This is a genomic window from Ruminococcus sp. YE282, from assembly GCA_900101355.1.
Taxonomy (GTDB): Bacteria; Bacillota; Clostridia; order Oscillospirales; family Acutalibacteraceae; genus Ruminococcoides; species Ruminococcoides bromii_A.
Window position 1 is genome coordinate 1 of record FMUV01000060.1, and the last position, 6,248, is coordinate 6,248.

At 37.3% G+C, this 6,248-nt stretch carries 4 protein-coding genes; all 4 read right to left on the minus strand.

Translation table 11 applies throughout. The annotated features are described in order from the left end of the window. The coding region (locus BLP46_RS12300) for a hypothetical protein (protein WP_207645249.1) at positions 1-1,235 on the minus strand (1,235 nt) is incomplete at its 3' end. A gap of 264 nt (positions 1,236-1,499) precedes the next feature. Next, the gene (locus tag BLP46_RS12305; RefSeq protein WP_092979316.1) at positions 1,500-3,767 is read right to left on the minus strand and encodes a starch-binding protein; all 2,268 of its coding nucleotides are present in this window, start codon (positions 3,765-3,767) and stop codon (positions 1,500-1,502) included. Beyond that, the gene (locus BLP46_RS12310) at positions 3,748-4,842 is read right to left on the minus strand and encodes a CotH kinase family protein (RefSeq protein ID WP_318259624.1); all 1,095 of its coding nucleotides are present in this window, start codon (positions 4,840-4,842) and stop codon (positions 3,748-3,750) included. Before BLP46_RS12310 ends, BLP46_RS12305 begins: the two co-directional genes overlap by 20 nt. 266 nt (positions 4,843-5,108) lie before the next feature. Further along, positions 5,109-5,774, minus strand: a complete 666-nt coding sequence (locus tag BLP46_RS12320; protein WP_143000502.1) for a hypothetical protein — start codon at positions 5,772-5,774, stop codon at positions 5,109-5,111. Positions 5,775-6,248: the final 474 nt, after the last annotated feature.

The window sequence follows — 6,248 nt, forward strand, 5'->3', positions numbered from 1 at the left end:
AGGTTAATATCACCAAATACGCTTACGCCTGATGCAGGAGCTGTTGTCGGTTCTGTAGAAGGAGATACTGTTGTTGGCTCTGTTACAGGTGCTGTAGAAGTTACAGATGTAGACTTATTCATAGTAGTAGAAATTGTTAATTCCTGGCTATTGTTAACATAGTCTTCTACTGAATCAAAGTCAATCATTTTGTCTGAGCCTAAGTTTGCAATCTGCATAACCTCAAGCTGAAGGTCAACAGTTGTGCTGCCTGATCCGATTACGTCAAATGTAACAGTTACAAAAGCAACCTTGCTACCTGCTGATGTAGACAATTTGTAAAGGTTAAGATTTGTGCAGTTACCTTTGATTGTTCCCGGCATATCTGCGATATAAGGGTTACAAACTGCATCTGTAGCTACCGGCATGAAGTTCCAGTTACCATCTTCAGTCTCATTCTTAGAAGCGTTAAACTGCAAAACACTTGGGTCATATTTTAATGTCCACTGGCTGTTGAGCATTCTCTTTGAGCACTGTAAATAATATGTTACTGTGACTGTGTTTGTAGAAGCATCAAATGTCTGCTTTGTTGCAGGGAATACATTAGATGTAGCGTTTACTTCAACACTTGTTCTTGCAGCTGTTGTAGGAGCAACTGTTGTAGGTGCAACTGTTGTTGGTGCAACTGTTGTTGGAGCAACTGTTGTTGGAGCTACTGTTGTTGGTGCTACTGTTGTTGGTGCTACTGTTGTTGGTGCTACTGTTGTAGGAGCTACTGTTGTTGGTGCTACTGTTGTTGGAACTTCAACAACATGCTGGCTCCAAGTTCCGTTACCCTTATCCCAAGTACCTTCTGAAAGAGTAAAGCAATTTTTGCTGTCAGTAGGAATTGTAATATCAGCAGACTGATTCCACTTAACTCCGGTATTCCAATTGTTTGTTGTTGTAGCCGGATTCATTCTTGCAAAAATGATGTTCTGATAGTTGCTTGGGATAGCTGCTTCATAGTAACCATCACCATCACTGTCTTTTAAATCAAGCCATGCATTTCCTGAATTATCCCACACATATGCAGCATAACGTGGAGAATCTTTCTGCCAGGTGTTGCTCGGAACAAAATAAATTGTCTTTTCCGAAGCGCCTGTTGCATCGCTTGAAGTTGCTGCTGATACGCTTACGCCTGTAATGCACATGCTGAATACCATCATGGCTGCTACAAGCACAGCTGTCAGCTGTTTGAATGTCTTGTTCTTCATGTTAATCACCTTCTAAAATATTTATGGTATTATTACCCATAAATAATTATACAAAATGTTTACAATTTAGTCAATGCAAATTGTGTTTAAAAATGCTGCAAGATTTTAATACAATTTGCCGATTTAATTATTTATGGCATAACCACCTTTACATAATTATACAAGCTGTTTTATAAATCGTCAATATATATTATTTTCAAAAATCTGTCACCTTTTTAATGCAAATTGACTGCCTAAATACTGTTTATCATATTTACAGTTAACTTAATTGTCAACTGCATATTTAATTGATAATATATTTTTAGATACATTATAAGTAAATGTATATGTTCCGCCTGTTGCAATAAAGGTGGTATACTTCATCCATTTTGGATTAAGGCCTAGTGCTTTTGTCGAATCCTTTACCGTTGCAGAACAGCCGCAAGTTTTGCCAAAATTGTTTACTTTGATATCATAGCTTCCTGCATCGATTTTCTTGGTTGCTGTGTATATGTCAGCATCGTCCGTGGGATTAAGAGACAAGGTAAAATCACCTACTATGCCTACCGAAGGACCATATGGCACATACGAAATTGTAAGCTTGTTAAGTGAAGTATCATAAATAAATGTGTATGTTTCTCCGGAAGCAATAAGGGTTGAAGCACTCTTCCAATTATTTTTGTACGGACAACCTGATGTTGAATCTTTAAAGGTTGAGCCGCAACAATATTGAACATTTTGATTCATAACTCTAAAGCTGTATGTTCCCTGTTCAAGCTCGATTGAGGCCGAATAAACGCCTGAATCCTTCGTTTCTTGAAGTTCAAGGTTTATATCACCAAAAATTGAAGTAACCAACTTTGGACAATATTTAATTGTGAGTCTGTTAGTAATTGAATTGTACAAGAAAATATATTTTCCGCCCGAAGCTTTAAGGGTGGTTGACGATTTCCACCTTGAGTTATATGCAACATTTACGGTCTTATCATTAAAGGTTGAACCGTTACAATAAAGAACACCATCATTACTTATTTTAAATGTATAACTTCCGCTTTCAAGTTCAGTTACTGCGGAGTAAATGCCGTCATCATTTTTGTTAAGTTTGAGATTTATATCCCCTACAATGCTTACATCTGATACAGATGATGTAGGCTCAGTAGAAGATGTTGGCTGAGTTACATGTACTGTTGTCGGTTCTGTAATCGTAGTGGGCTGTGTTGCAGGAATCGTCGTTGTCTCTGCAATTGTAGTAGGCTGAGTTTCGTTAACTGTTGTTGGCTCTTCTGTAGGCTCTGTTACCTCTGTTGTCGTAACAGTTGTTGATACTTCAGCCGTTGTAGGAACCTCAGTTGTGCTCTCAATTGTGGTTTCCGTAGGTCCAGTCACCTCAGTCGTAGCAGGATCCATTCTGGTGAATATTATATTTGGATAATCTTTCGGTATCACAAATTTATAAACACCCAATTGGAACTCTTCTGCATCAACCCAAATATTTTTACCACCATTCCAAAGATATGCTGCGAAACGTGGTTTATATTGCTTCCAATTATCATTCGGCTTGAAATAAACTACTGTTTCAGAAGATTCTGTTGTAGTTTCTTCCGATTCAATTGTATAAGATAAATTTAGGGTGTCATCAGCATTTTCCGAAAGTGTAAACGTTACAAGACCTTCCGTCACCATTAATTTATCAGCCATTGACCCAATAGCATCAGAATTATAAAGGGTTACAGAATTTGTGTCAGTCACAAGACCTTGTGTTTGATATAAAGTGTTATTATTGCTCTTAACTAAAACATATGAAGCTTCCGTTAATCTCAATGTAACTTTACCGTCAACAAATTTGTAATCACCAAGATTTTGAGCATCTTCTTCGACGCCGTAGTTCTTACCGTTTATGTAACCTGCAAGATAATATTCATTTGGAATTACTGAGGTAGTTGGCTGTTCAGTTGTGGCTTGCTCAGTCGTTGGCTGTACTGTTGTTGGCTGTGCAGTCGTCGGTTGCGCGGTTGTCGGCTGTACTGTTGTTGGCTGTGCGGTTGTTGGTTGTGTGGTGGTCGGCTGAACATCATATTCAATCAAGTCTCCGTTCTTGAATAACACCGACTTTCCATCAAGCTTAAATCCCGGTTGCATAGAGCTTGGAATTTGTGTGCCTGTGCCATTATTGAAAATTACATACCCGTTTTCAAATCCGCTTGGAACAGCAAATTTATAATAACCTGTTGATGAATCATATTGCATAGCTGTTCCTTTCCAAGGAACATACTCACCTGAGTCACTATAAATATAAACATAAACATTACCCCAATGATAATAGGAATCATCAAAGTATATATACTGATCGGTAGGTAAGCTCGCCTTTAATTTCTTATTCATCCAGTCTAAACGAGCGTTAATCCAGTCTTTTAGATAAGATGTTGTACTGTAAAAACTGCTGCCTGTATCGGCAGAACCCCAGCTTATTAACGGATCACTCTTAATAAAATTCCAACGTGATTCATTCATAACAGCAGAAGCTTCTACATCCTCAATATACGATTGAAGCATATTTGTCTACAAGGTTTTTTGCCTTGTTGTAAAAACCGTCTTTGCCATTCCAAGCATACTTAATTACAGTATCCCATGCTACACTGTTTGCAAATTGTGCCTGAAAATTCAATGTTCCGTATACTTTGTCATTATGTACATAAATATTTTTGATTCTTGCAAACCACTGCTCAGGGTTGGATGGGCTTAAATATCTGCCGGGGGCAATCTGTCTGCTGTTTGAGTACTGTCCGTACGCCCAGTCATAATCCCAAACAGGTGCGGCGTGCAGTCTTTTATCAACCTTAGAATCATAGTATATATAATATGAAGTTGAACAAGAGTCAAGGTTTTCAGATAATTCCTGAATAAGATATACCTTTGCAAAGGATTCAACATCAATCACCTTTTCAAGGTCTTCAAGTGTACTGCTTGAATTATAAAGTACCGACTCTGCATTATTAAAAAAATTCGAAATATAATCAACCTCAGCTTGTGAGGCAAATTCAGAAGTCTTTACAACCACCTGTTGACCTTTATCAGAAATAACCCCGCTTACCTCATCAGGAAATCTTTCATCAAGCTCAAATTCAAGCAAATATGCTCCATCGCCTGCTGAAACATCAAGAGGTGTGCCATCTTCATAAGAAGTAGGCTCGTTCATTTCTACCCACTTTTTAAATCCTCTTGTAGAGGTTTCACTCAAATATCCGTTTGAGCGGCGATAATTTCCGGAAAGGTCTGCGTTATTATTTGCCGCCGAGTTTACATCATCAAGATTGCAACTTAAATCAACAAGTTGGGAATTTACGTCAACCTTGTCGGTTACAAGGTATGAACCCATATATTCACCGTTGTCATATAGGTCAACATACTGAAATGTTGGGGTGAAATCTATACCTATTCCTTTTGCAAGCGCAAATGTATAAGAATTTCTCAGATAAGATTCATCAACATTATTGGCGAGAAGGCAAAACTTTTTACCCTTATTCATAGTTGAAAACAGTTTTGTTTTCTTTGAAAGTGTGATATTAAACGAATACTTGCCATAAAATTTATAGCTTGCTTCCCAAGATGAGTTGCCTCTGCCCTTGATTTTTTCAAGTCAGTTTCTTGATACGACTGACCGTCTTCGGAAGTCGCAATCTTGCCGGATGTTGTAAAACTATCCTTATTTTCATAGCCGGTGTACGTACCTGTCGGCAAATTGGTTTTTGTATTAAGATATAATGCAGGAGACGTTGATTTGTAGAATTTTACTGAACCCGCATTTGACCCATTCAGCGTCAAAGTATATGTTTGGCTGTTGCTAAATGTATATTTTTCTCCGCTTTTAATTGTATAGTCACCGATTTTAACAGATTAATATCCATTAAAATATACCGGCAATGCATTTAAGTCAGCAGTTTCAGGAAGATAGAAGCTGTAACTTGAGCCTTGTTTACTAATTTTAACAAGGGACATCTCAGAATCCGCGGCAGCCGAATCGGAAGATGTATCTACCCATAGTGTATTTCTAAAAGCATTAAGTTTCTTTTCAGAAACAGGAGTTGTGGTTTCCTCTTGCGGCTCAGTCACTTTGGTAGTAACCTCATTTAGAGCCTCTGTGTCCGCTTCTGTTGGAACTGCAGTTGTATCATCTGATTTTGGAGTATATGTTATCCAATTTCCTCGTACCTTTTGGTAGTATCCGTCATTAATCATATAACAATTATATTCATACTGCGGAACTTCCAAATCATAAGTTTGGCTCTTCATGTACTGCCAGTCATTTTCCGTGGCCTGTGAATTAAACATTACAAAAATAATATTTGAAAATCCTGATGGTACATTCACTTCATAATAACCATCCCCATCTTCATCTGTTGCATTCACCCAAGTATGTATGCTTCCGTTCCAAAAATATGCGGCATAACGCATATTTTCACTGCGCCAACTGGATTCCGGCAAAAGATATACCGTTTTATTACTGCTGTCAGAAGTTGCAGCAAACACGCCCGTACCGGTTATGCACATACTGAATATCATAACAAATGCTATGAGACAAATGCTATGAGCAAGGCCGTTGCTTGTTTGAGTTTTTTGTTTTTCATAGTATCCTCCTGTATAAATTATTTGGTCAATTCGCCTGTATAATAATTATACAAAATGTATACACCCCCGTCAATTCACAAACTATTCAAATATCATGTGCAAAATTAATATGGTTTGCCCCCTTAGTATGTAAATTTTACATCACATAGAGTTTATTTTTTGCTATATGCCTTATTCTTTAGTATTACAATCAATACATTATTAGTTTTAATCATAAAACTAATAACAAAAAAACAACAGGCAACTACCATATGATAGTTGCCTGTTGCAATGGACTCTATTTAATATTTAAATAAGAATCAATTATTTAATTTTTGCAATTGAAAGAACATTCTTTGATACATCATAAGTAAATTTGTATGTACCGCCTGTTGCTTTGAATGTTGCATACTTTGAGAACTTAGGATT